This is a genomic window from Vibrio sp. D431a (assembly GCF_030248655.1).
Classification (GTDB): Bacteria; Pseudomonadota; Gammaproteobacteria; order Enterobacterales; family Vibrionaceae; genus Vibrio; species Vibrio alginolyticus.
In genome coordinates this window covers 32,210-53,587 of record NZ_JAHGAP010000010.1, presented here as the reverse complement: position 1 = coordinate 53,587, position 21,378 = coordinate 32,210, and the positions used below count along the sequence as shown (strand labels likewise).

Genomic DNA, 21,378 nt, shown 5'->3' with positions numbered 1-21,378 from the left:
AAAAGCCAGAATTTAATAAAAAGATCTTATTCAAAAAGCAGTGTTTACATTGGTGTGCATTTCGATAGTTTGAGCGTCGAGCTTAACGAGTTTAACTTGGATAAAAGCAAACTCATTTAAATGGCTCGCATGCGTTCCACCACAAGGGATTACCGCTAATTGACCTTCCCCTAAATCGCACTTCCAATAGCGAGAATCCGTTAATCTATCGCCGTGGCATTCCATGGTGATCATCGCATCTCTTTGAAGCCATTCAACCAGTTGGCCATTCACTTTTTCTGCAATCGCCTGGAGGTCATTCAGCATATCTGCACTGTTTAATCCTCTTTTACGGAGTGTTTTGCCTAAACGGTACGTATCGAGGCACTTGTCTGGAGTGACATAACTAGTAACTTGCGCATAGCTATTAAAGTCATAATAACCATGTGGGTCTTTGCGGTCTGCGTCTTTTCGCCAATAGTCTTCCGATAGTACTTTATTCAACGCCAAATACGCTAAATGTCCTGCAGTGTGGCCTCGACTCACAGCATTTTGATAGTCTTTATCTACCGCTAATGTTACCAAGTCATTAATTGCAAATGATTCCGTACGTGATAAAACATGCACGACGACAAACACCCAACCTTCAGCATCACGCTTTACAGGGATGTCACTACCCACATACAAAGCACCACTCTCCTGCTCCACTGCTCCAACTTGGCAATCTACTACGTCATGCTCAGACCCATTCACCTTCAACGTTCCTTTATCTGCAGGGTGATCCGGCCATATGTGACTAACGGGATGGAACGGCGTGACATCTGTAATAACGTAAGTCACTTCTTCCGTAGATTGAACGAGCTGTATTTGTGCTTCTAATTGCCATGTTTGATGACAAAAACGAGTCTTTGTTGCTGTGATAGTCATTTTTACGATTACTTTTGATAAAAAAATACCCAAGTAGAAACTTGGGTATTCGAATTTCATTATTTATTGCGGTTTTTCACCATCGACATCATACGTTTGCGTTTACGCTCTTGTGATAGCGTAAGCTTATTCGTACGGTTCTCGTATGGGTTATCACTGTTGTGGAAGTTAATGCGAATCGGTGTTCCCATAATTTCCAGAGACTTACGGAAGTAGTTCATCAGATAACGTTTATACGAATCTGGCAATTCACGAACCATGTTACCGTGGATAACAACGATCGGTGGGTTGTAACCACCTGCGTGTGCGTATTTGAGTTTGATACGACGACCACGAACCATTGGCGGTTGGTGATCATCCACAGCCATCTTCATGATACGCGTCAGTACTGACGTACCCACACGCGTTGTCGCCGAGTTATATGCTTCTTGAATAGATTCAAACAAGTGACCAACGCCAGTACCGTGCAGCGCAGAAATAAAGTGGATACGCGCGAAGTCGACGAATCCTAGACGGCGGTCCAGTTCTTTCTTCACGCTTTCTTTCACGTCACTGTCTAGACCATCCCACTTGTTAACGGCGATGACAATTGAGCGGCCAGCATTCAGTGCAAAACCAAGCAAGCTTAGGTCTTGGTCTGAAATATTTTCACGTGCATCAATCACCAGTAGAACGACGTTTGCATCTTCTACCGCTTTCAGCGTCTTAACAACAGAGAACTTTTCAACCGTTTCATTGATACGACCACGACGACGAACACCTGCGGTGTCAATTAGTACGTATTCACGTCCATCACGTTCCATCGGGATGTAGATAGAATCGCGCGTTGTACCTGGCATATCGTATACAACTACACGTTCTTCACCCAGAATACGGTTAGTCAGTGTCGATTTACCTACGTTCGGACGACCGATGATCGCCAACTTAATCGGCTGCTCTTGAAGGCGCTTGAATTCAGCTTCTGCGTCTTCTTCAGTGTAATCTTCAACAAGAGGCTCTTCGTCTTCTAATCCAGTCAGGTCTTCAATCTCACCGTCTTCAGATTCACTTGTTAATAGATCATCAAAGAATGGAGATAAAGCACGCTCAAGCAAAGCGGTCACACCACGGCCATGAGCGGCCGCAATCTGGTACATATCATCCACGCCGAGCTGCCAAAAGTCAGCACACGCCGCATCGGCATCAATACCATCGATTTTGTTTACTACCAGCATCGCTGGCTTTTCAATTTTACGCAGATGAGCAGCAATTGCTTCATCTGAAGGTGTCAGACCAGCACGACCGTCAACAAGGAACAACACAACATCAGCCTCATCAATCGCGGCTAATGACTGTTCTGCCATCTTTGTTTCCACGCCTTCTTCTGTGCCATCGATACCACCAGTATCAATCACAATGAATTCGTGCTCTTCACCAAGTCTCGCCTGGCCATATTTACGGTCTCGCGTTAGGCCTGGAAAGTCCGCAACCAACGCGTCACGAGTGCGAGTCAATCGGTTAAATAGTGTAGATTTACCTACGTTCGGACGCCCTACTAGAGCTACAACAGGTACCATAACAACCTCTACAATAATCTTTCTTCTGTAGTTATAGGTAACGACTTGCTCGATGCCAAATCAAACCAGCTTTTTACCTATAACCACGTCAGGGTTAATAAATTCAAACAACAAAACGGCTCCTAGCTGTCACCAGCCAGGAGCCGAATGTGAATTATATCACGATATTATTCGTTAATGGTTAGTTTCTTTACATCGCCGTTGCGAGTTGTAATCACATAACCATCCGACAATAACGTCGGGCCAACTGCCAAGCCACTATCATCGACAAACTGCTGCGCAACAAATTCGCCCGTTGAACGATCCATCCAGTGAAGGTAACCAAGCGTGTCACCGACAACGAGATAATTGCCAACAATAACTGGCGCTGTAAGTTGTCGGTGCTCAAGCAAGCTGTTTTCCCACAACTCAGTCCCGCTTCGTGAATCAACGGCAACAACATGATCTTTTTCCGTTATCACAAAGATGCGACTACCATCTGTAGAAATGTCTGTCGCAGATGAGTAGTTACGCTTCCAAATCGGGTTCGCTGAACGCAAGTCAATGGCGATAAGTTGACCATTGTATCCAATGGTGAAAAGAGTACCGCCTAGCACAATTGGCGATGAATCAACGTCAACCAAACGATCAATTTCTGTCGCGCCTTTTGGCGTACCAACAGGCTGTTGCCAAATCAACTGGCCACGCTCAACGATAGCAGCTGCGAGTCGGCCATTTGCCGTTCCCCAAAATACACCGCCACCAATTGCAGTCGGAGTACTATCGCCACGTAAAGTTAAGTTCGGCACTTCTGTACTCAATGCCCAGCGTTGCTCACCTGTACTCTCATTAAGGGCTATCAACATGCCTCGGCTAGTATTGATGATAATAAGGCCTGAATCTGCAACTGGCTTCGCCAGTACCTCACCACCAACTTTTACACGCCAAACAATTTCACCTGTTTCTTGGTCAAGAGAGATGACTTCACCATTCTCAGAGCCAATGTAAAGGTTTCCGTATGCCGCTGTGATACCACCAGAGAGACGAGCAATGACATCTTCTTCTAGGTCCGTTTGCCAACGTTGTTTACCATTCTCAGGATCCAGCGCTTTTACTAAGCCATCACGACTTGCCACGAACAATGTATCATTCGCAAATACAGGGGATAGCTTTGAAAAGTAATGACCGACACCATCGCCAACCGATGTGCTCCACTCACTACTGGTTGTAAACTGACTGTCTACCTGAGGTAGTGGCGCCATTACAATGGTGTCTTTCTCACCTGCACAACCGGCAAGTACTCCCATTGTTAACGCCCCTAGCAAGGCTTTCTTAAAGACTCTTTTCATCCAATGCGGTCCTTATTTCGCCAGATCGTCCAATTTCATTTGTAGTGTCGGGCTTGCATCTGCCGCTTGCTGAGCTTCAGTATACGCAGCGTACGCAGCATCTTTGTCACCTTGGCGAATCGCAATATCGCCACGAAGTTCAGCAATACGGCCTGTCCATGCTGTATCAGTGACGTTACTTAGCTCTGCCGTTGCAGCGTCGAAGTTACCCATTTCCGTCTCAATACGCGCAATGCGGTAACTAATCAATGGTAACAACGCAGCATCTTGAGTGTTGCTTTGCGCCCACTTCAGTTGCTCCAATGCAGCAGAAAGGTCTTGAGCTTCAACTTGTGCTTTAGCAAGTTGTAGTGCAGCCAATACTGAATATTCTTTTACTTCATTTGACTCAATGAAAGCTTTCACGTCAGCTTGAGCATCAGTGCCTTTGTCTTGCAAAGCATTCATTGCTGTCGTGTAGCTTTGAGAAGCTGCTTCACTCGCCTGAATCACAGAATCCTGGTAGTAACGCCAGCCGAATAGACCACCTAAACCAACAACCGCACCGATGATGACGGCTTTGCCGTTTTCCTTCCACCAGTCTTTAATGGCTTCAACTTGTTGTTCTTCAGTATCGTAAAGTTCCACTTCCTGTCCTCTTAAAACATGTAAATGGCAGCTTAGCTGCCATTGTTCCTATTTCGTTTAAAGGCTCCACATTTGGGAGCCTTAGCTTACGAACTAGGATGTAATTTTGTTAGATTACTAAAAGACTTAAATCAGTGCTGCGATCTTTTCTGCAACTTCTGCTTGGTTGTAAGTCTCTTGCTCACCACCAGCTAAGTCTTTCAATACTACGGTATTATCCGCAACTTCGTTTTCGCCCAGAACCAATGCTACAACAGCACCAACTTTGTCTGCGCGTTTAAACTGTTTCTTGAAGTTACCGCCACCGAAGTGATTCATCACACGAACGCCTGGAACAGACTCGCGAAGCTGTTCTGCTAGCTTCATTCCTGCCATCATGGTGCCTTCACCCGCTGTGACTACGTACACGTCAACACTGCGACGAACGTCGGTCAGTTCCAACGTTTCTAGCATCAGTACTAGACGCTCTAGGCCCATTGCAAAGCCAACCGCTGGTGTTGGTTTACCACCTAATTGCTCTACAAGGCCATCGTAACGACCACCGCCACATACAGTGCCTTGAGCACCTAGGCTCTCAGTGATCCACTCAAATACCGTGCGATTGTAGTAATCCAGACCACGAACTAGACGTTCGTTAACTGTGTATTTGATACCTGCGGCGTCTAAAAGTTCACATAGACCTGCGAAGTGTGCTTTAGATTCTTCACCCAAGTAATCTGAAAGGCGAGGCGCATCACCTAAAATAGCTTGAACGTCTGGGTTCTTCGTATCCAGAACACGCAATGGGTTCGTGTGCATGCGACGCTTACAATCTTCATCTAGCACATCAATATGTTGCTCAAGGAATGCAACCAGTGCAGTACGGTAGTCTGCGCGGTCTTCTTGAGAACCGATAGAGTTCAGCTCAAGACGGACATGCTCATTGATACCTAGCTCACGCCATAGACGCGCCGTCATCATGATAAGCTCTGCATCAACATCTGGACCATTTAGACCAAACACCTCAACACCACACTGGTGGAATTGACGGTAACGACCTTTCTGCGGACGTTCATGGCGGAACATAGGCCCCATGTACCACAGACGCTGTTCATCACGGTTGATCAGGCTGTTTTGGATACATGAACGTACACAACCCGCCGTACCTTCTGGGCGAAGTGTTAGGCTGTCGCCGTTACGGTCATCAAAAGTGTACATTTCTTTTGAAACGACGTCTGTTTCTTCACCAACAGCGCGGCTGAATAGGTTTGTTTCTTCAACGATTGGCATGCGCACTTCGTTATAACCGTATGCGCTAATTACATTTTTCACTGTGTTTTCTAATTTTTGCCACAGTGGCGACTGAGTTGGGAGGCAATCGTTCATGCCTCGAATTGCTTGAATTGTTTTTGCCACAATACTTACCGTAATTCTCGTTGAGATTAATCTTGTACTTTAACTTCGATGCGGTTTTCGCCATTCATCATAGCTGCTTTCGCACGGATCTTAGCTTCTAGCTTATTCACAAGGTCATCGTTATCAAAGCGCTCTTTCTGGCGTTTACCATCTTCGTAGAATGCGCTCTTCTTGTTACTACCTGCTAGACCTAAGTGAGAAACTTCTGCTTCACCAGGGCCGTTTACCACACAACCGATGATAGACACATCCATTGGCGTGATGATGTCTTCTAAACGTTGCTCCAGTGCATTCACCGTACCAATCACATCGAATTCTTGGCGTGAGCAGCTTGGGCACGCAATAAAGTTGATGCCTCGAGAGCGAATGCGCAGAGATTTAAGGATGTCAAAACCGACTTTGATTTCTTCAACTGGATCGGCAGCCAAAGAGATACGCAGCGTATCGCCTATCCCTTCAGATAACAGCATACCTAAGCCAACAGATGACTTAACAGCGCCAGCTCGAGCACCACCCGCCTCTGTGATACCTAAATGAAGAGGCTGATCGATTTTCTTCGCCAGCAGACGATATGAATCCACCGCAAGAAAAACGTCTGAAGCTTTCACGCTAACTTTAAATTGGTCAAAGTTAAGACGATCGAGATGGTCTACGTGACGCATCGCCGATTCAACCAAGGCTTCTGGCGTTGGCTCACCGTATTTCATCTGTAGGTCTTTTTCCAAAGATCCACCATTGACACCAATACGGATCGGGATGTTTTTATCGCGAGCGCAATCGACAACAGCGCGAATGCGTTCTTCATTGCCGATGTTACCTGGGTTGATACGTAAACAGTCAACTCCGTACTCCGCAACTTTCAGCGCGATACGATAGTCGAAATGAATATCAGCCACTAATGGTACAGAAACTTGCTGTTTAATCAGTTTGAAAGCTTCTGCTGCGTCCATCGTAGGTACAGAAACTCGAACGATATCTGCGCCGACTTTTTCTAGTGCTCGGATTTGAGCGACTGTCGCTTCTACGTCAGTCGTGCGAGTGTTAGTCATTGACTGTACTGCAATTGGCGCACCATCACCAATTGGCACATCACCCACATAGATACGCGTCGATTTACGACGAATAATTGGAGATTCGTGTTGCATAATTTTTTATAACGGTAGAGTGAATCTAGCTACTTTGCCTGAAGTATACCCAGAAAGGTCGACAGGTTCACTTGCAAATGTCATTGTAACCCCTTCCGGTGCGCCTAATATCACTTTAAATGGCGCTTTTCCGGTAAGTTCTACATCTTGTCCTGGCTTATGAGTACCACTTACCAGCGTTTTACCATTGGTGTCTTTTACTTGAATCCAACAGTCCGCTTTAAACTTCATAGTAAGAAGTGTCATGCCTTCAGGTACTACTGGCGCAGGCTGTTCCTCTTCCGCCGCTTCAATCACGGCAACAGGTTCTTCAGAATCTACGCTTGTTGTATTTTCAGTTTCAGTCAGCAAAGGATCCGCCCCTTGCTCAACGGATGCTTCAGTCGATTCAGCAACGCCTTCATTAGTTGAAGCAACTTCTTCAGGAGTGCTTGCGATTAACTCTTCAGCCGTCATCAAATCGATATCAGCTAATTCTTGAGCAGTGGGCTGCGGCGCTTCAACACTTGAATCCGTTACTTCCTTAGTTAGGCTATTCTCTTGTTGGTTTTGCCACCACCATGCCGCTGAAATGCCAATAATGACCAGCCCGATAACCCAAGTAAGGAGCATAATACGGCTATTGTGCTTCTCGTCTTTTGTTTTACGAGAGAAGCTTTGCATTTCAATTTCTTGCTCTTGAGGCTGAGCATCGGCAGTCTGCTCTAACGCCGTCAAAACCACCTTCTCATCAAGACCCACGAATTTAGCGTAAGAGCGTAAGTAACCACGCGTAAATGTCGCGACTTGTTGAGATTCAAATCGGTTATTTTCAATATCTTCAATCACAGAAATGCGAAGCCTCAGGCGATCGGCAACTTGCTTTTGGCTCATTCCCAAGGATTCACGTTTGTTTTTCAGTAATGTGCCAGCTTCAATAGAGAGTGGCACTTCATTCGTATTTTCGTGTTCTGTCATAATGGCGGTATTTAATCTGTTTTAGTGGCTAACGTGGTCATGTATTTTCGTTATTGTTCTTAAGCCTCTTTAAAAGATAGCTAGCCTAAACGCGTTAACCAAAAATAATAATTTTAAGAAACTCTCAGCGATCTGAGTGCGAATACCCGTTTTGCAAAAATCAGCAAAACGTATGTGAGAAAGTGCTGAGAATTATCGGTGTCATCGTTAGTGTTACATATCATGATAAGCGAATGCGCAACGAAGACAAAAACTCTTTACACTCAAACTAACAGATAGCTCAAGCTTTTGTCCAAACTTTGACAAAGGAATTCGAAATTATACCCAAATAACCTTAGGTTGAAGAGTGATAGTCCCAAATCTTGGCGAAAATGTCCTAAACAATAAACAAAATAGCCAGAGCGAATGGCTCTGGCTATTTTTGAATTCCGGTCGTTTATACAGCTTTCACTTCAATGGTATCGGCACCGCGTGACGCTTTCAGCATTGCCGTACGTTTAGTTCGGTCAATTACATCACCGACCAACTGACCACATGCGGCATCAATGTCATCACCGCGCGTTTTACGAACCGTAACTGTGTGCTCGTATTGCATCAATGTTTTTTGGAAGCGATCAATACGTGAGTTACTTGGTTTCTTGTAAGGTGAACCTGGGTACGGGTTAAACGGAATCAAGTTAATCTTACATGGTGTGTCTTTCATCAATTCAGCCAGTTCACGAGCATGGTCCATGTCATCGTTCACATGATCAAGCAACACGTACTCGACTGTTACCTTGCCACGGTTTGCATTCGATGAAGCAATGTAACGACGAACGGATGCTAGGAAATCTTGAATATCCCAACGATCGTTAATTGGCATGATTTCACTACGCAGCTTATCGTTTGGCGCATGAAGAGAGATCGCTAACGCAACGTCGATTTTGCCCGTCATCTGATCAAGACCAGAAACGACACCTGATGTTGATACGGTTACGCGACGCTTCGACAAACCAAAGCCAAGGTCATCCAGCATTAACTCCAATGCAGGAATCAAGTTCTTCATATTAAGAAGCGGCTCACCCATGCCCATCATCACGACGTTCGTAATTGGGCGACGGCCTGTTTCTTTCTCAAGACCAATTTCACGTGCAGCACGCCACACCTGACCGATGATCTCTGAAACTTTCAAGTTACGGTTAAAGCCCTGCTGTGCTGTTGAGCAGAACTTACATTCCAATGCACAACCTACTTGAGAAGATACACAAAGCGTTGCGCGATCATCTTCTGGAATGTAAACCGTTTCTACATCCTGATCACCAACCTTCATTGCCCACTTGATCGTGCCGTCTGAAGAATGCTGAGCTTCTGCTACAGTTGGTGCTTTAATTTCACACTTGTGTAAAAGCTTTTCGCGCAGCTTCTTGTTGATGTTTGTCATTTTTTCGAAGTCATCTACACCGAAATGGTAGATCCACTTCATAACCTGATCGGCACGAAACGCTTTCTCGCCAAGTTCTTCCGCGAAAAACTGACGCATGCCTTTGCGATCAAAGTCGAGTAGATTGATTTTTTCAGTGGTCATGTTGCCTCTCAATGACTGAAACAAGAATAAGGGCGCGAATTGTACAGCCTTTATGCAGCTACAACAAGGGGTGTAAGACCCTGAGTTTGCTAAGGCATTAAAATAAAAACGATTAAATTTTAATCAGACTTTACGGTGAGAATAATGATTAGACAACCGACAACAAAAGCGTAGAAGTGGTACAGAGAAAACAGTGAGAACAAACACACGTAACTAAGCTTTCACCCCTGTAAGATGCTCAGATTAGCCAACATCTTCGCGAATAATTACGAATGAACTCGCAGGTGAAATGGAGAACGCGGAATAAAAAACCTCGGACAATTCCGAGGTTATTACGAACTAGATCATCACGCAAAAGTGATGCATGAACGAGTTAGCGAGAGAAAACTTCTGATTCAGGGAAGAAAAACTCAATTTCACGAGCGGCAGACTCAGGGCTATCTGAACCATGAACTGAATTGTGACGCATGCTGAGTGCGTAATCAGCACGCAAAGTGCCACATGCCGCGTCCTCTGGGTTGGTTTTACCCATTAGCTCGCGGTAACGTGCAATCGCATTTTCGCCTTCCAATACCTGAACCATAATAGGACCAGATGTCATGAACTCTTTTAGAGGAGGGAAAAACTCTTTACCTTCATGCTCTGCATAAAAGCCGCTTGCCTGATCTTCTGTCAGGTGAACCATTTTGGCAGCGATGATACGTAGGTCAGCCTTTTCAATACGATTGTAGATTTCACCAATTAGGTTTCGCTCTACAGCATCAGGCTTAATGATTGAAAATGTTCTTTCTAGAGCCATAAAATTTCCTTTCTGTACTTGTAATAATAGTTGTGCTTTTAAAGTGACTTACTGGGTAAGAGCAGCACTCAAACAAGAGAGTGCTGCAATCAATCTTATTTTCCAGCTTGCTCATTGAGGAAGCGAGCAAGTGTACGAACACCCATACCCGTTGCTCCCGCAGCCCATTTATCAGAAGCGGCTTTACGATACGTACCCGCACAGTCGAAATGTAACCAGCCTTTTTTGTAGTCCTCAACGAAGTAAGACAAGAATGCAGCTGCAGTACTTGCACCCGGAGAATAATCACCAGAGCTGATATTCGATAAATCGGCAAAATTAGATGGCAGCATTTCTCGATGGAAATCAGCAAGTGGTAGCGGCCACAAGCCTTCTTTTTCCTGGTTTGCCGCCGTAAGCGCTTGATGCGATAGCTCATCATCAAAGCTCATTAGCGCATGGTAATCGTTACCTAACGCATTCTTCGCTGCGCCTGTTAGCGTCGCGCAGTCAATGATTAACTCAGGCTTTTGCTCACTGGCGTAGATAAGACCGTCTGCAAGCACCAAGCGACCTTCCGCGTCGGTATTCATAATCTCAACGGTTTTGCCGTTTTTGTAAGTGATGATGTCGCCAAGCTTAAGGGCACGGCCAGAAACCATGTTCTCAGCACAACACAAGATCAGTTTTACGCGCTTGTTTAAACCGCGCAAGATAGCTAATCCTAGGCCACCAGTTATAGTACCCGAGCCACCCATATCTGCTTTCATTGCACTCATGAAGGTAGAAGGCTTCAAGCTGTAACCACCGGAATCAAAGGTGATGCCTTTACCCACAAGACATGCGAATACAGGTGCGTTTTCGTCACCAGTTGGGTTGTAGTCTAACTGAAGCATCGCAGAAGTACGCTCAGAACCACGGCCTACTGCGTAAATACCTTCCCAACCTTCTGCCAACAAGTCTTTGTCTTTGACGATACGAGCTGTCACCGTGCCTTTCGGCGCAACAGATTTGATGAATTCAGCAGCCATTGTCGCTAGCTGACGAGGAGCAACTTCTTCTGCCGTTTTGTTGATAATATCGCGGGTAAAATCAGTCGAAGTAATACGAGCTTGAAGCTCTGCTTGCTCTTCATCAGACAATGCTGCCCACTCAACTGAGCCATGTTTTTTAGGGTTACGGAACCCTTGGTGGAAAGCCCATACGCTCTCTAGATCCCAGTTATCACCAGAAAGAAAAATAGAACGAATTCCTTGGCCATCTAGCTGACGAGCTGCACGTTGAATTGCGCCGAGATCATGACCTTCACCTAAGTGAATAGTTGCGCCGTTTTCAGCGAATGAAAGCAGTGCTTTTTCACCCCAATGTGGTGCTGCCGACTCTTGACTTAAAAATACAGACATCTGTGTAGACATGGTTTCTCCTTGTCTTATAGCAGCGTTGCCTACGCTGCTTCTTTTTAATAACTCACGGATGTTAGCATTATGTAGGGCAAAAATGTCAATTGGATAAAAAAACGGACCTAAAGGTCCGCTTTTTTTAGTAAGAATTGTTAACTAGGCTGTGTTTTACAGACTTAGTCTGCTTCGTCCATCCAGCACATGATAACGGCTTCTAGAATCTTTTCATTAGAACGGTTTGGCTCATCGTCAAACTCATCTAACTCCATGATCCATTGATGAAGATCGGTAAAACGCACTGTTTTTGGATCGACATCTGGAAACTTGTCACAAAGTTCAATCGCGATATCGCGAGAATCTGTCCATTTCATTGCTCATCTTCCTTTTGCTTCTTCCCTATATTGGGAAGATAGTTTTAGTGATCTTCTGAAGCGTGGTTTAGTGTGTATTTAGGAATTTCTACCACCAAGTCTTCATCAGCAATTCTCGCCTGACACCCTAGGCGTGACTCAGGCTCTAGACCCCACGCTTTATCTAGCATGTCGTCTTCTAGTTCTTCACTTTCTTCGAGTGAATCAAAACCTTCACGGATGATTACGTGGCAGGTAGTACACGCACATGACTTCTCACACGCATGTTCAATACCGATACCGTTTTTTAGCGCTACGTCTAGAACGGTGTCACCAGAGTTTGCTTCCAACACTGCACCTTCTGGGCACAAATCGTCGTGTGGTAATACAATAATCTTAGGCATAACTACTTATCTCTTATATATCGTCTACTGATTGACCTGACAACGCAGCTCGAATCGATTTATCCATACGGCGTGATGCGAAATCTTGGCTCGCTTTATCGGTATCTTTAATGCCCTGCTCTATCGCATCTGCATCATCACCATTACGCAGCTCAATCAAGGCTTCGATGGCTTTAATCAAGTTTTGTTTCTCTTGTTCTGATAGTAAGTCATCACCATCAGCTTGCATCGCTGCAATCAAACCTTCTATCACTCGGTCGGCTTCAACACGCTGCTCAGCTAAGGCACGAGCTTGCATGTCTTCTTTTGCGTGCGTCATTGAATCACGCAACATATCCGCCACTTCATTGTCACTTAAGCCGTAAGAAGGTTTTACTTGAATCTCTGATTGAACACCAGTGCTCTTCTCCATTGCCGTAACAGAAAGAAGGCCATCAGCGTCAACTTGGTAAGTCACGCGAATATGTGCCGCACCCGCTGCCATCGGAGGAATACCTTTTAACGAGAAGCGAGCAAGTGAACGACAGTCATCAACCATTTCACGTTCACCTTGTACCACATGAACACTCATCGCCGTTTGGCCATCTTTGAATGTGGTAAATTCTTGCGCACGCGCAACGGGAATCGTAGTGTTGCGGGGGATGATCTTCTCGACCAAACCACCCATGGTTTCAATACCGAGCGACAGTGGAATCACATCAAGAAGCAACATTTCAGAGTCAGGTTTGTTACCCGCTAGGATATCAGCTTGAATACCCGCACCGATTGCAACAACTTCATCTGGGTTAATGCTTGTCAGAGGTGTGCGACCAAAAAACTCGCCTACCATTTCACGAACCAACAATGTACGGGTTGAGCCGCCAACCATGACGACCTCGAGTACTTTATCTGCGTCGACATCCGCATCTTTTAATGCGCGACGACAAGACATCAGTGTTTTCTTCACTAGCGGACGAATCAGATCTTCGAACTGCTCGCGAGTCACGGTGCCTTTCCAGCCAAAAACGTCAACGTCAACACTGTCTTGCTCAGAGAAAGCAATCTTAGCTTCAGTAGCAATGTTCAACAGTATACGGTTCTTTTCTGCAGAAAGCGGCGCTTCTAGACCCGCTTGCTCCATTAAATAATCGGCAAATAGATGGTCGAAGTCGTCACCGCCTAATGCAGAATCGCCACCTGTTGCTAATACTTCAAATACGCCTTTCGATAAACGTAGGATAGAGATATCAAAAGTACCGCCACCTAGATCGTAAACCGCAATCACACCTTCTTGACCAGAGTCTAGGCCATAAGCAATTGCCGCAGCGGTTGGTTCGTTAAGTAGACGGAGAACATGAAGACCAGCTAATTTCGCCGCATCTTTTGTACCTGCACGTTGCGCGTCATCAAAGTAAGCAGGAACGGTAATAACTACACCAGCTAACTCACCACCTAACGTATCTTCAGCTCGCTTACCCAATACTTTTAGGATGTCCGCAGATACTTCAATCGGGTTTTTGTCACCTTGAGGTGTTTGCAGAATTGGCAGGCCGTTTTCACTCTCTTTAAAACGATAAGGAAGTGAAGAGTAACGGGACTGAATGTCCTTTAATGAACGACCGATCAAACGTTTTACAGAGATAATCGTGTTCTCTGGTTCAAACTCTGCTTTGGCTTTGGCTTCGTGGCCGACCGTTAACGTTTCCTCAGCGTAATTAACGACTGAAGGTAAAATAGTACGGCCCTGCTCGTCCGCAAGTGGAGTTGCATCGCCGCTACGTACAGAAGCAACCAAAGAGTTAGTAGTACCTAAGTCGATACCCGCTGCTAACTTATGCTCATGAGGTGCCGAGCTTTGGCCCGGTTCTGCGATTTGAAGTAGTGCCATGATAGGTCCTTGTCACGCTTACTAGCCGAGGAGTTTGTCTTCGACTAGCTCAATTTCGTTCTTTAGTTTGGCAATGAATTTTAGCTTACGAACTCGGTCTGCGGCTTCAGTCCATAGACCATCATCAAGCTCTTGCTCGACGCTTGCCAGATGCTGTTTGTACATTTTGCTGACCTTAGAGTCGAAGTCAAAAAGCGCCGATTCAGGATCGGACTTGTCAGCAATCTCTTCCAGTTCTTCGCGCAGTTCCATTTGCTCCATTAAGAACATCGGATCTTGCATTGTTTGCTGTTCACCTCGGATCTCAACACCTTGCTCTGCGAGGATATACTCGGCGCGAGAAATAGGATTTTTCAGAACTTGATAGGCATCGTTGATTTGCGCCGCCTTTTGCACCGCCATCAAACGGTCACGTTCTGAGCCCGTTGCAAAGTTATCCGGGTGGAAGCGTTTTTGTAGTTCTCGGAACTGAGAAGAAAGAAGGCTACCATCCAGCTTAAACTGACTTGGTAGCCCAAATAATTCAAAGTGATTCATTAAGTTCGGGTCCTAGTAAAGCCTTCCGGACTCGTTTGCCCAGAAGGACAATCAATTAGACGTTGAAGCTTTCACCACAACCACATTCACTTTTCGCGTTAGGGTTGTTGAATTCAAAACCTTCATTCAACCCTTCTTTCACGTAATCCAATTCAGTACCATCTAGGTACACTAAGCTCTTTTGATCGATGATAATTTTCACTCCAGAGAGTTCAAATACTTCGTCTTCTTCATTGAGCTCATCAACAAACTCAAGTACGTATGCCATGCCGGAACAGCCAGTCGTCTTCACTCCAAGACGTAAACCGATACCTTTGCCTCGGTTATCTAGGAATGCTCTTACGCGACTTGCCGCTGATTCTGTCATTGTGATGGCCATACTGCACCTTAGTCTGTCTAAATTTCGATTGGAATGGGAGCGTCAAAGCTCCCATTATATTACGGAATAATTATTCTTGGTGTTTTTTCTTGTAGTCAGCAACCGCTGCTTTGATTGCATCTTCAGCAAGAATAGAACAGTGAACTTTCACTGGTGGAAGCTCTAGCTCTTCAGCAATCTCAGAGTTTTTAATTGCTGCCGCTTCATCAACTGACTTACCTTTTACCCACTCAGTTACTAGTGAGCTTGATGCGATTGCACTACCACAACCGTATGTTTTGAACTTCGCATCTTCGATGATACCTTCAGGTGTCACTTTGATTTGAAGCTTCATTACGTCACCACACGCAGGAGCGCCAACCATGCCGCTACCTACTGATGGATCTTCTTTATCGAATGAACCAACGTTACGTGGGTTCTCGTAGTGATCAATTACTTTTTCGCTGTATGCCATGATAAATTACCTCGAATCCTCTATTTCAATCCCTGAGATTAATGGTGAGCCCATTCAACAGTGCTCAAATCAATCCCTTCTTTGTACATATCCCATAGAGGAGACATGTCGCGTAGCTTAGTCACTGCAACGCGGATTTGTTCAATTGCGTAATCAATTTCTTCTTCAGTCGTGAAACGACCAAACGAGAAACGAACCGAGCTGTGAGCCAATTCGTCATCCATGCCTAGGGCACGAAGAACGTAAGAAGGCTCAAGGCTTGCAGACGTACAAGCACTACCAGAAGATACCGCTAGATCTTTAAGCGACATTAGTAGTGATTCACCTTCTACGAATGCGAAACTGATGTTTAGGTTGTGTGGTACACGCTGCTCAAAGTCACCGTTTACCGTCACTGCTTCTAAGTCTTTCACGCCATCAAAAAGACGGTTACGAAGCGCTAAAGCATGATCGTAATCTTTTTGCATGTCTTCTTTTGCAATACGGAATGCTTCACCCATACCTACGATTTGGTGAGTAGGTAGTGTACCAGAGCGGAAACCACGCTCATGACCGCCACCGTGCATTTGCGCTTCAAGACGAATACGAGGCTTACGACGTACGTAAAGTGCACCGATACCTTTAGGGCCGTATACTTTGTGAGCAGAAAGTGAAATTAGATCAACTTTCATCTCTTGAACGTCGATTGGTAATTTACCTGCAGATTGCGCAGCGTCCACGTGGAAAACAATTTTACGCTCACGGCACAGTTCGCCGATCGCTGTAATGTCTTGAACCACACCAATCTCGTTGTTTACATGCATAATAGACACAAGCACGGTGTCATCACGCATGGCTGCTCTAAGCTTCTCTAGATCGATCAAGCCATTTGATTCTGGCTCAAGGTAAGTCACTTCAAAGCCTTCACGCTCAAGTTGACGACATGGGTCAAGAACGGCTTTGTGCTCTGTTTTACAAGTGATTACGTGCTTGCCTTTCTTCGAGTAAAAGTGCGCTGCACCTTTAATCGCAAGGTTGTCTGATTCTGTCGCACCAGATGTAAATACGATTTCGCGAGGATCTGCATTTAGAAGGTCAGCAATTTGCTCACGAGCAGTATCGACCGCTTCTTCTGCCTGCCAGCCGTAACGGTGCGAACGTGACGCTGGGTTGCCAAATGTGCCATCCATTGTCATGTACTGAACCATTTTTTCAGCAACACGTGGATCAACTGGACATGTAGCGGAATAATCAAGATAAATCGGCAGTTTCATTCTCTACTCCAATGTAAAAAGCTGACCGCTAAGAGCGGACGTTTACACCGATGGGCGCGGCGGTTGTATTTTTGTTTGATAGCCCATGGGTTACCGCCAGATCAATGTCCTGACGATCAGAAATTTCGAGTACTTCATTGTCTGTCATCAACTCACCAAGAGTGATGTTATTCAAAAAGTCACTAATGCGAGAGCTTAGGTCACGCCACAGCGTGTGAGTAAGGCAACGTGTTCCACCTTGGCAATCTCCTTTACCTTGGCATTTGGTTGCATCTACTGACTCATCAACGGCAGCAATCACGGTACCAATAGCGATACTGTGAGCGTCGGCACCAAGTCGGTAACCACCACCAGGACCACGAACGCTGGCAACGAGACCTGCCTTACGCAATTTTGAAAATAGCTGCTCTAAGTAAGAGAGCGAGATCCCTTGACGCTCTGAAATATCAGCCAGAGGTACAGGGTTTAGTTGCGAATGCAGTGCCACATCCAGCATGGCTGTCACCGCATATCTTCCTTTAGATGTAAGTTTCATACCACACCGTATCCACATGGTTTGTAATGGTTAAGATTTTTCCATACCTGAGTAATTTGGTCAAGTATTTATTTGACCATTTTACTCAGGTATTCATCCTCACACCTAAAGTGGTTATTATTCACTCAGAACTTCTTTTCTATCGAAGTCAAAACGCCTCGTAGAATATTAAGTTCTTGGGTTTCTGGTCGAGCACGAGAGAACAAACGGCGCAACTTATTCATCACCTGTCCAGGTTGCTCTTTGTTAATAAACTGGGTCTCAACCATCACCTTTTCAAGATGCTCGAAGAACATTTCGAGTTCTCGATGACGCGGGTATTCTTCCGATTCATTTGGGGAAAACTGGCTTTGCTCTAAGTTCAAGTGTGCAACTCGCACTTCGTAACTGAGAGTTTGTACAGCCATCGCTAGGTTAAGCGAGCTGTACTCAGGATTAGCGGGAATACAAACATGGTAGTGGCACTTTTGTAACTCTTCGTTTGTCAAACCAGTTCTTTCTCGGCCAAACACGAGCGCAACCGGATGCTTTCGGCCTTCAACTGCAAATTTCTCACCGCATTCACGTGGCTCGAGCATTGGCCATTCTAATGTACGAGAGCGGGCGCTAGAACCCACAACAAGGCCACAATCTTCAACCGCTTCTTCTAATGTGCCGACAATCTTTGCATTTTGAGCAATATCACCAGCACCCGCAGCTAAAGCAAGAGTTTGTTCATCCACTTCACATTGTGGATCGACTAATACTAGTTGGTTTAAACCCATCACTTTCATTGCTCGAGCTGCTGAGCCAATATTGCCTGAATGAGAGGTACCTACGAGTACAATTTTTACTTGATCCAACATCTGTGTTTGCTACCTAAATTAAAACCGCAGAATGTTATCATAGTTTTTTAAGACACCCTAGAGGCAAGCAGACCTCTCTTCTCATTCTTGGTTATTGTTCTCGTCCGCAGTATGATCTGTACACTCAGTCGGCCGCAATTAGAGTAAAAAATAACCACTTCCCTTTTTGATTATCTCTGGTATACTCGCCGCCGCTTTCATTTGTTCTTTAACATCCGTTGGGAAATTCGTATGCATCCAATGCTAAACATTGCTATTCGCGCTGCGCGAAAGGCAGGCAATCATATTGCTAAATCATTAGAAAACACTGATAAAGTAGAATCTACTCTTAAAGGCACTAATGACTTTGTCACTAACGTAGACAAAGAAGCAGAATACATCATCATCGATACTATCAAGCAGTCTTACCCTGAGCACTGTATCGTTGCTGAAGAACAAGGTCTTATCGAAGGTAAAGATAAAGACGTACAATGGATCATCGACCCACTGGATGGCACCACTAACTTTGTAAAAGGTTACCCAACTTTCGCGGTTTCTATCGCTGTTCGTATTAAGGGCAAAACTGAAGTTGCTTGTGTTTACGATCCAATGCAAAACGAGCTATTCACTGCACAACGCGGTGCCGGCGCTCAACTAAACAGTGCACGTATTCGTGTTGCTCAACTAAAAGACCTTCAAGGTACTGTTCTAGCAACAGGCTTCCCATTCAAGCAGAAACAACACGCTGAGTCTTACATCAAGATCGTTGGTGCGCTATTCACTGAATGTGCTGATTTCCGTCGTAGCGGCTCTGCTGCTCTTGACCTTTGTTACGTGGCTGCTGGCCGTGTTGATGGTTACTTCGAGCTAGGCCTAAAACCTTGGGATATGGCAGCAGGTGAGCTTATTGCTCGTGAAGCTGGCGCAATCCTAACAGACTTTGCTGGCGGCACTGACTACATGAAGTCTGGTAACATCGTTGCTTCAAGCGCTCGTGGCGTAAAATCTATCCTTAAGCACATCCGCGAAAACGGTAACAGCGCGATCCTTAAGTAAGATTTGAAAGTCATATATAGCCCGTCACGCTGATGACTTTAGAAAGCCCCGCTCATTGAGCGGGGCTTTTTTATTTCGAACAATCAGCCTGTTTGTAGAAACGGTCGTAGTCAGATAAGTGGTCTATTTTTACGTGCTTAACCTTCCATATTTGTTCCTTCATTAAAAACTGCAGCGAAACCGTGACTGGCTGGTATACATCACCAAAGCCGTTTACAGAAAGACATCCAACTCCTCCATCCTCACTGTACTCTTCAAAGTAAGACAGCTCTGTAACCAAACTTGATGGGATAGATGATAAAAATGGAAATTGATGACCAAATTTTATTGGGTGAGACTTAATACTGTTCAGCTCTTCAATCGATAGATTTGGTCCTGCCATAGCTTCTACCACCTCTATATACTGCATCTTGTATAAATTATTACGTATATCAAGGTAAGTATCGTGGAGTGGACTTGCGATGCAGGGCGTTGAAACACTTAGTAAAACCGGAATAGGTAGAATTCTATTTAGCATAACCAACTAAACCCCAGCTTCACGGAGCGCTTGATCAATTTTACTCGGCTTAAATCTGTACTTACAAAGCCCCCACTCGCACTGCTCTAAAAGCTCACGGACATTTACCTGCCCAGTAACTCCAAAGGAAACAACACCAAAAAGAGAAACACTCCCACTGTATGTCAAAACACCATCACGAGTAGTTTTAAAAGTAACAGAAACGGCTTTTAATTTTATGCCCAGCTCTTCAACCATTTCTTTTGAAACTTCAAACTTAGTAAATCCAAGCTCACCAGATAAAGTTACTTTACCTGACTCATCAACTGCTAACTTGAACCTTTTCCCTCCAGTAACTAGCTTGGTGGTAACACCTTTATTGTGCTTGTAAGAAATCTCTACAAACTTCAGTAACTGTACTTTTATTTCAGCTTGCCTTGACATTATTTCCTCCCGAAATTGTTGAACATACTTCCGATATTCAACTCAATCAAAAAACTACAATTCAAGCTGGAAGTACCTCAAAAAAAAATGAAACTTTCAAATCTATCAGGCATAAAAAAACCGCTGATTGCTCAGCGGTTTTTGTTTTCGGTTCTCAATCTGCCTTATGGCATCTCGTCGAACTCTGCACCTTCTTTTTCTACTTGAGGTGGCATCAAGTGCTCTTTCTGGATACCCAGTTTCAGAGCCAGTGCTGATGCTACGTAGATAGAAGAGTAAGTACCTACAGTGATACCGAGTAAAAGTGCGGTTGCAAAGCCGTGAATCATAGCACCACCCTGCATGAACAGTGCAATTACCACGAACAAAGTCGTACCAGATGTAATCAATGTACGGCTCAACGTCTGAGTGATTGAGGCGTCCATAATGTCTGAAGGTTCACCCTTACGCATCTTACGGAAGTTTTCACGAATCCGGTCAAATACAACGATGGTATCGTTGAGTGAGTAGCCCACAACCGTCAGTAGCGCAGCTACGATGGTCAGGTCAACTTCAATTTGTAGAAACGAGAAGACACCTAGCGTGATTATTATATCGTGAGCCAATGCCATTACCGCACCAGCCGCTAGACGCCATTCAAATCGCATCGATACATAAAGCAGAATACAGATCAGCGATACCAAGATCGCTAGACCACCAGCTTCTGTTAGCTCATCACCAACATTGGGACCTACGAACTCAATACGACGCATTTCTACGCTTTCGCCAGTACCATCTTTGATAGCACCAATGATTTGGTTACCTAGCGTTTCACCAGAAACGTCATCACGTGGACGAAGACGGACCATGACTTCACGAGCACTACCGAAGTTTTGTACTGTCGCATCGCCAAAGCCTTTTGAATCTAGTGCTGCACGAATCTCTTCAAGGTTTGCTGGCTGTTCAAAACCGACCTCGATAAGCGTACCGCCAGTGAAATCTAGACCCCAATTAAGCCACTTGGTTGACAAAGTGAAGATAGAAGCAGCAATCATTATAATTGAAAAAACGAATGCTACTTTCGACCAACGCATAAAGCCGATCGTCTTCTCTGCTTTTAGAATTTGAAACATATTAATTCCCA

The 21,378-nt window shown here is 45.0% G+C and carries 23 protein-coding genes; 1 reads left to right on the top strand and 22 read right to left on the bottom strand.

The window, feature by feature from the left end; all coding sequences use genetic code 11:
• Positions 1-30 precede the first annotated feature (30 nt).
• The 19 genes from KJB35_RS08670 to trmJ form a co-directional block, all read right to left on the bottom strand.
• The gene (locus tag KJB35_RS08670) at positions 31-906 is read right to left on the bottom strand and encodes a metal-dependent hydrolase (RefSeq protein WP_033905865.1); all 876 of its coding nucleotides are present in this window, start codon (positions 904-906) and stop codon (positions 31-33) included.
• Between the two features lie 59 nt (positions 907-965).
• The gene (gene der / locus KJB35_RS08665) at positions 966-2,462 is read right to left on the bottom strand and encodes a ribosome biogenesis GTPase Der (RefSeq protein WP_213908026.1); all 1,497 of its coding nucleotides are present in this window, start codon (positions 2,460-2,462) and stop codon (positions 966-968) included.
• A 167-nt stretch (positions 2,463-2,629) separates the two neighbouring features.
• Positions 2,630-3,790 (bottom strand): outer membrane protein assembly factor BamB, encoded by a 1,161-nt coding sequence (bamB, locus tag KJB35_RS08660; protein WP_005381696.1) that lies wholly within the window; start codon positions 3,788-3,790, stop codon positions 2,630-2,632.
• Positions 3,791-3,802: 12 nt separating this feature from the next.
• Positions 3,803-4,417, bottom strand: coding sequence for a YfgM family protein (locus tag KJB35_RS08655; protein WP_005381697.1), 615 nt, complete (start codon positions 4,415-4,417; stop codon positions 3,803-3,805).
• A 126-nt stretch (positions 4,418-4,543) separates the two neighbouring features.
• Entirely contained in the window at positions 4,544-5,812 is a 1,269-nt protein-coding gene (gene hisS / locus KJB35_RS08650; RefSeq protein WP_005381698.1) for a histidine--tRNA ligase, read from the bottom strand.
• A gap of 26 nt (positions 5,813-5,838) precedes the next feature.
• Positions 5,839-6,957 carry a flavodoxin-dependent (E)-4-hydroxy-3-methylbut-2-enyl-diphosphate synthase gene (ispG, locus tag KJB35_RS08645; RefSeq protein ID WP_005381699.1) on the bottom strand — a complete coding sequence of 373 codons (1,119 nt, stop codon included), beginning with the start codon at positions 6,955-6,957 and terminating at the stop codon, positions 5,839-5,841.
• A 6-nt stretch (positions 6,958-6,963) separates the two neighbouring features.
• Positions 6,964-7,914: a cytoskeleton protein RodZ gene (gene rodZ / locus KJB35_RS08640; protein WP_005381700.1), complete on the bottom strand. Its 951-nt coding sequence runs from the start codon at positions 7,912-7,914 to the stop codon at positions 6,964-6,966.
• 436 nt (positions 7,915-8,350) lie between these two features.
• Positions 8,351-9,478 (bottom strand): bifunctional tRNA (adenosine(37)-C2)-methyltransferase TrmG/ribosomal RNA large subunit methyltransferase RlmN, encoded by a 1,128-nt coding sequence (locus tag KJB35_RS08635; protein ID WP_017633913.1) that lies wholly within the window; start codon positions 9,476-9,478, stop codon positions 8,351-8,353.
• A gap of 373 nt (positions 9,479-9,851) precedes the next feature.
• Positions 9,852-10,277, bottom strand: coding sequence for a nucleoside-diphosphate kinase (ndk, locus tag KJB35_RS08630; protein ID WP_213908027.1), 426 nt, complete (start codon positions 10,275-10,277; stop codon positions 9,852-9,854).
• Between the two features lie 95 nt (positions 10,278-10,372).
• The gene (gene pepB, locus KJB35_RS08625) at positions 10,373-11,671 is read right to left on the bottom strand and encodes an aminopeptidase PepB (RefSeq protein WP_017633915.1); all 1,299 of its coding nucleotides are present in this window, start codon (positions 11,669-11,671) and stop codon (positions 10,373-10,375) included.
• Between the two features lie 161 nt (positions 11,672-11,832).
• Positions 11,833-12,027, bottom strand: a complete 195-nt coding sequence (gene iscX, locus KJB35_RS08620) for a Fe-S cluster assembly protein IscX (protein ID WP_005381711.1) — start codon at positions 12,025-12,027, stop codon at positions 11,833-11,835.
• A gap of 44 nt (positions 12,028-12,071) precedes the next feature.
• Positions 12,072-12,410, bottom strand: coding sequence for an ISC system 2Fe-2S type ferredoxin (gene fdx / locus KJB35_RS08615; RefSeq protein ID WP_005381713.1), 339 nt, complete (start codon positions 12,408-12,410; stop codon positions 12,072-12,074).
• Positions 12,411-12,423: 13 nt separating this feature from the next.
• Entirely contained in the window at positions 12,424-14,277 is a 1,854-nt protein-coding gene (hscA, locus tag KJB35_RS08610) for a Fe-S protein assembly chaperone HscA (RefSeq protein WP_017633916.1), read from the bottom strand.
• 21 nt (positions 14,278-14,298) lie between these two features.
• Positions 14,299-14,814, bottom strand: a complete 516-nt coding sequence (hscB, locus tag KJB35_RS08605; RefSeq protein WP_005381716.1) for a co-chaperone HscB — start codon at positions 14,812-14,814, stop codon at positions 14,299-14,301.
• A 55-nt stretch (positions 14,815-14,869) separates the two neighbouring features.
• On the bottom strand, positions 14,870-15,193 hold the full coding sequence (gene iscA, locus KJB35_RS08600; protein WP_005381717.1) for an iron-sulfur cluster assembly protein IscA: 324 nt from the start codon (positions 15,191-15,193) through the stop codon (positions 14,870-14,872).
• A gap of 70 nt (positions 15,194-15,263) precedes the next feature.
• Positions 15,264-15,647 carry a Fe-S cluster assembly scaffold IscU gene (gene iscU / locus KJB35_RS08595; protein WP_005381718.1) on the bottom strand — a complete coding sequence of 128 codons (384 nt, stop codon included), beginning with the start codon at positions 15,645-15,647 and terminating at the stop codon, positions 15,264-15,266.
• 38 nt (positions 15,648-15,685) lie between these two features.
• Complete coding sequence (locus KJB35_RS08590; protein WP_005381719.1) at positions 15,686-16,900, bottom strand: IscS subfamily cysteine desulfurase; 1,215 nt, start codon at positions 16,898-16,900, stop codon at positions 15,686-15,688.
• Between the two features lie 28 nt (positions 16,901-16,928).
• A complete protein-coding gene (gene iscR, locus KJB35_RS08585) occupies positions 16,929-17,435 on the bottom strand; it encodes a Fe-S cluster assembly transcriptional regulator IscR (protein WP_213908028.1) in 507 nt (168 codons plus the stop codon).
• Positions 17,436-17,560: 125 nt separating this feature from the next.
• The gene (gene trmJ, locus KJB35_RS08580) at positions 17,561-18,280 is read right to left on the bottom strand and encodes a tRNA (cytosine(32)/uridine(32)-2'-O)-methyltransferase TrmJ (protein WP_005383693.1); all 720 of its coding nucleotides are present in this window, start codon (positions 18,278-18,280) and stop codon (positions 17,561-17,563) included.
• A gap of 231 nt (positions 18,281-18,511) precedes the next feature.
• Here trmJ and suhB point away from each other — a divergent pair, with 231 nt between their 5' ends.
• Positions 18,512-19,315 carry an inositol-1-monophosphatase gene (gene suhB / locus KJB35_RS08575; protein ID WP_005381722.1) on the top strand — a complete coding sequence of 268 codons (804 nt, stop codon included), beginning with the start codon at positions 18,512-18,514 and terminating at the stop codon, positions 19,313-19,315.
• Positions 19,316-19,385: 70 nt separating this feature from the next.
• On the opposite strand, the gene KJB35_RS08570 is transcribed toward suhB, so the two are convergent.
• From KJB35_RS08570 to secF, 3 genes are all read right to left on the bottom strand, one after another.
• Positions 19,386-19,697, bottom strand: a complete 312-nt coding sequence (locus KJB35_RS08570; RefSeq protein ID WP_017633920.1) for a hypothetical protein — start codon at positions 19,695-19,697, stop codon at positions 19,386-19,388.
• Between the two features lie 141 nt (positions 19,698-19,838).
• Positions 19,839-20,255, bottom strand: a complete 417-nt coding sequence (locus tag KJB35_RS08565; protein WP_017633921.1) for a hypothetical protein — start codon at positions 20,253-20,255, stop codon at positions 19,839-19,841.
• Between the two features lie 164 nt (positions 20,256-20,419).
• Positions 20,420-21,367 carry a protein translocase subunit SecF gene (gene secF / locus KJB35_RS08560; RefSeq protein ID WP_005383689.1) on the bottom strand — a complete coding sequence of 316 codons (948 nt, stop codon included), beginning with the start codon at positions 21,365-21,367 and terminating at the stop codon, positions 20,420-20,422.
• Positions 21,368-21,378: the final 11 nt, after the last annotated feature.

Excerpts from the sequence above, each read along its gene's own strand:
- KJB35_RS08670 (WP_033905865.1), bottom strand. The coding sequence starts at position 906 with ATGACTATCACAGCAACAAAGACTCGTTTTTGTCATCAAACATGGCAA.
- trmJ (WP_005383693.1), bottom strand. The coding sequence starts at position 18,280 with ATGTTGGATCAAGTAAAAATTGTACTCGTAGGTACCTCTCATTCAGGC.
- ndk (WP_213908027.1), bottom strand. The coding sequence starts at position 10,277 with ATGGCTCTAGAAAGAACATTTTCAATCATTAAGCCTGATGCTGTAGAG.
- secF (WP_005383689.1), bottom strand. The coding sequence starts at position 21,367 with ATGTTTCAAATTCTAAAAGCAGAGAAGACGATCGGCTTTATGCGTTGG.
- bamB (WP_005381696.1), bottom strand. The coding sequence starts at position 3,790 with ATGAAAAGAGTCTTTAAGAAAGCCTTGCTAGGGGCGTTAACAATGGGA.
- iscA (WP_005381717.1), bottom strand. The coding sequence starts at position 15,193 with ATGGCCATCACAATGACAGAATCAGCGGCAAGTCGCGTAAGAGCATTC.
- KJB35_RS08570 (WP_017633920.1), bottom strand. The coding sequence starts at position 19,697 with ATGGCAGGACCAAATCTATCGATTGAAGAGCTGAACAGTATTAAGTCT.
- fdx (WP_005381713.1), bottom strand. The coding sequence starts at position 12,410 with ATGCCTAAGATTATTGTATTACCACACGACGATTTGTGCCCAGAAGGT.
- KJB35_RS08635 (WP_017633913.1), bottom strand. The coding sequence starts at position 9,478 with ATGACCACTGAAAAAATCAATCTACTCGACTTTGATCGCAAAGGCATG.
- rodZ (WP_005381700.1), bottom strand. The coding sequence starts at position 7,914 with ATGACAGAACACGAAAATACGAATGAAGTGCCACTCTCTATTGAAGCT.
- iscU (WP_005381718.1), bottom strand. The coding sequence starts at position 15,647 with ATGGCATACAGCGAAAAAGTAATTGATCACTACGAGAACCCACGTAAC.
- der (WP_213908026.1), bottom strand. The coding sequence starts at position 2,462 with ATGGTACCTGTTGTAGCTCTAGTAGGGCGTCCGAACGTAGGTAAATCT.
- pepB (WP_017633915.1), bottom strand. The coding sequence starts at position 11,671 with ATGTCTACACAGATGTCTGTATTTTTAAGTCAAGAGTCGGCAGCACCA.
- iscX (WP_005381711.1), bottom strand. The coding sequence starts at position 12,027 with ATGAAATGGACAGATTCTCGCGATATCGCGATTGAACTTTGTGACAAG.
- hscB (WP_005381716.1), bottom strand. The coding sequence starts at position 14,814 with ATGAATCACTTTGAATTATTTGGGCTACCAAGTCAGTTTAAGCTGGAT.
- ispG (WP_005381699.1), bottom strand. The coding sequence starts at position 6,957 with ATGCAACACGAATCTCCAATTATTCGTCGTAAATCGACGCGTATCTAT.
- suhB (WP_005381722.1), top strand. The coding sequence starts at position 18,512 with ATGCATCCAATGCTAAACATTGCTATTCGCGCTGCGCGAAAGGCAGGC.
- hscA (WP_017633916.1), bottom strand. The coding sequence starts at position 14,277 with ATGGCACTACTTCAAATCGCAGAACCGGGCCAAAGCTCGGCACCTCAT.
- KJB35_RS08565 (WP_017633921.1), bottom strand. The coding sequence starts at position 20,255 with ATGTCAAGGCAAGCTGAAATAAAAGTACAGTTACTGAAGTTTGTAGAG.
- iscR (WP_213908028.1), bottom strand. The coding sequence starts at position 17,435 with ATGAAACTTACATCTAAAGGAAGATATGCGGTGACAGCCATGCTGGAT.
- KJB35_RS08590 (WP_005381719.1), bottom strand. The coding sequence starts at position 16,900 with ATGAAACTGCCGATTTATCTTGATTATTCCGCTACATGTCCAGTTGAT.